2 protein-coding genes are annotated in these 999 nt (G+C 64.2%); both read left to right on the top strand.

Annotated features, from left to right (window positions below):
* Positions 1–346, top strand: a 346-nt coding sequence (locus JHD73_RS27860) for a LysR substrate-binding domain-containing protein (protein ID WP_233177197.1), incomplete at its 5' end; no start/stop codon positions are given.
* Positions 347–440: 94 nt separating this feature from the next.
* On the top strand, positions 441–999 hold a 559-nt coding region (locus JHD73_RS27855), incomplete at its 3' end, for an HAD-IA family hydrolase (protein WP_199033353.1).

Raw genomic sequence — 999 nt, 5'->3', positions numbered from 1 at the left:
GCCCTGCATCGTGCTGCGCGAGAACAAGGAAGATATGTCGCTCTGGCATTTCGGCAAGGGCCGGACGAGTCGTAGCGTGCGCGTGCAAGCCAAGCTGATCTGCAATGACGGCGACGTGATCCGCCGCTGGGCCTGCGAGGGGCGTGGCGCGATTTTGCGCTCCGAATGGGATGTGGCGGACGATCTGCGCGCCGGCCGGCTGGTGCGTCTGTTGCCGGGCTGGAAGGCGCCGGACGCCAACGTGATTGCACTCACCCACAATCGCGCGGGGCTGCCGCAGCGCACGCGCCATTTCATGCAATTCTTGCAAAGCCGCTTCAAACCACAGCCGCCGTGGCGCGCATGATGCAGCAGTGCTGAATCTTTGAATCAAACCAGCTTCACCTCAAGCCCGCCAGCGCTGCCTACAATCGGTCGCATCGATCAACGCCGATTTGCAGGTGACACGCGTGAACTTCTCCACTTCTTCCCCGGGCTATCCCAAGGCCATCCTGTTCGATCTGCTGACTGCGCTGCTGGATTCGTGGTCGTTGTGGGATCGTGCTGCTGGCACGCAGCAGGCTGGCCGTACGTGGCGCGCGGAGTATCTGCGGCTCACATACGGCTGCGGCGTGTACGTCCCCTATGAGGTCATGGTGCGGGAGGCGGCGCAGAACGTCGGTTTGCCGGCCTCGGCCCCCGATGCTCTGGAAGCCGGCTGGTTACAGCTTGAACCCTGGAGCGGCGCTGCCCAAGCGCTGAAGCAACTGCAACCGCACTGCAAGCTGGCCGTCGTGACCAACTGCTCGGAGCGGCTGGGCCGGCTGGCGGCAGCGCGGTTGCCCGTTGCATGGGATGTCGTTGTCACCGCCGAGCAGGCGGGCGTCTACAAGCCCGATCCCAGACCGTATCGCATGGCGCTGGAACAGCTTGGTGTGGAGGCGGCAGATGCCGCGTTTGTGGCCGGTTCCAGCTATGACATGTTCGGCACGGCAGCGATGGGTTTGCGCACCTACTGGC

Source organism: Ralstonia sp. ASV6 (genome assembly GCF_016429285.1).
GTDB classification, from domain to species: domain Bacteria; phylum Pseudomonadota; class Gammaproteobacteria; order Burkholderiales; family Burkholderiaceae; genus Ralstonia; species Ralstonia flaminis.
This window is presented reverse-complemented; position numbering and strand designations above follow the sequence as displayed.